Origin of the sequence: Serratia sp. ASV30 (genome assembly GCF_016428815.1) — a bacterium.
In the GTDB taxonomy this organism is placed as follows: Bacteria; Pseudomonadota; Gammaproteobacteria; order Enterobacterales; family Enterobacteriaceae; genus Chania; species Chania fonticola_C.
This window is the reverse complement of the sequence record NZ_JAELTL010000134.1, coordinates 1-1,855: the sequence shown is the minus strand read 5'-3', so window position 1 is coordinate 1,855 and position 1,855 is coordinate 1. Positions and strand designations below refer to the sequence as shown.

2 protein-coding genes are annotated in these 1,855 nt (G+C 55.7%); both read right to left on the bottom strand.

Translation table 11 applies throughout. The features are described 5' to 3' along the window. Positions 1-1,500, bottom strand: a 1,500-nt coding sequence (locus JHD74_RS25690) for a TolC family protein (RefSeq protein WP_199063870.1), incomplete at its 3' end; no start/stop codon positions are given. A 173-nt stretch (positions 1,501-1,673) separates the two neighbouring features. Then, on the bottom strand, positions 1,674-1,855 hold a 182-nt coding region (locus tag JHD74_RS25685), incomplete at its 5' end, for a hypothetical protein (protein ID WP_199063869.1).

The following is a 1,855-nucleotide window of genomic DNA, read 5'->3' as shown; positions in this document are numbered from 1 at the left end:
CCCCCCCCCCCCCCCCCCCCCCCCCCCCCCCCCCCCCCCCCCCCCCCCCCCCCTTTTAGATGTGTATAAGAGACAGCCGGTATACCAGCCGGTTTCATCACCATTGGTATTTTTTGCCGTGTTCTTGGATACCACCCAATTCAGCTGCGGCAAACTTGCCGATTTGATACTGTCAGCTTGATACTCTGCAGCCTTGACCTGTGCCTGTAATTTCAATAGGTTCGGGTTTTTGGTCAAAGAAGCAATCGCCATCGATGCTGGTATCACAGAATCTTGCCAAGAGATATGTTCAGGTAAATTCGGTTCTACACCTAACAGGCGCACCAGTCTGATACGGCTGGTACTGACTTGGTGTTCAATGTCATCCAGGCTGGCACGGGCGGAAAGCAGCTTGGCTTTTGCCTGGGTAAACTCACTGGCACGTCCCCGGTCCACGGCCGTGATCTGTGACAGCATATCGGCCAACTGTTTCATACGCTCAACATAAGCCAGCGCTACCTGTCGGCTTTCCTGATAACGGCTCAGATTCATCAATTCCGAAACGGTACTGTAGGCCAGCTGCTCTTTGGTAGAACTTTGCGAATTGACCGCTGCCGTTACCTCTTCTTCTGCACTATCGATCTGATTACTGATCTTGCCCCAATCGTAGATGGGCGTCGTGATGGCAATGGAACCACTGGTATCACCTGAGTTGGCGTTGTTACGCTGCAGATCGGCATTTCCCCCCTGGGTACCCAGCGGCGTTGATACCCCGACCTGGACCTGTGGCCAACGTTGGCCTTTTGTCTGGTCAACATAATAACCCGCAGCCAGCACATCGGCTTGTGAAGAGCGTATCTCCGGGCTGTGTGCCAATGCCAAAGAGACCATTTTGCGCATAAAAGCACGTGACGGGTTATTGCTTTTCCCGTTGTAAGCATCGTTGGTCATATCGCTCAGGGTGCGTTTACCGCTCTCACCCCCGATCTCGCCATTCCAACGCACATTGTTATACGCCGGATCCGGCTGGTACTGTTGCTGAACCGCTGGGAAAAGGTCGTTATTGTTTCTCAGTACTGCCTGACTGCCCCCCGTAGGTGTTTCCGTAACCATATTGGCGTCGGCCCGCAGTTCAGTGCGATTAGCCAAAACCGGCTTGGTAACCGGGGCGGCAGAGGTGCTGCTATCTGCCTGTATTGGCTGGATATTGGTGGTACTCAAGCGTTCTGAGTGGCTTGCCGGTACTTCAATGGTCTTAACGGGAGCCGGCTGCTCAATACGTGTCATCATCCCGGAAGGTTCAGTTGCTTTGGTTGTGACAGACACCGGTTCTGATACGCTGAGACTTGTGTCTGGCTGAACCACATCATGCTGTTTGGCCTGAGTGTTAACGGTATCCGCGTCACCCATGGCGGCCAAGTCCTTAAGAAACTGCGGTGCTTCTTTATGAGTTTCCGATGTTTGCCTGGCGCTTTGTGTGGCATCTTTTGCCGATGACGCCTCGGAATGGAATAGTTTCATATACTCCTCCTGCGTCAGCATAGGGGGTAATGAGTCAATATCTTGCTCATTCGAAGATGGCTGCATCACTGCCAGGGTAGAAAAAGGTAAACATATAGCTATTGCCATGGCCACATTTAGCCGGCGGAATTCACTGTACTTGCGAGCCATTGTTTTATCTCTCCCTGAATGCTTCACGTGCTGTCTCTTATACACATCTGACGCTGCCGACGATGCCAACTAAAAAAGGGGGGTGGTGGGGGGGGGGGGGGGGGGGGGGGGGGGGGGGGGGGGGGGGGGGGGGGGGGGGGGGGGGGGGGGGGGGGGGGGGGGGGGGGGGGGGGGGGGGGGGGGGGGGGGGGGGGGGGGGGGGGGG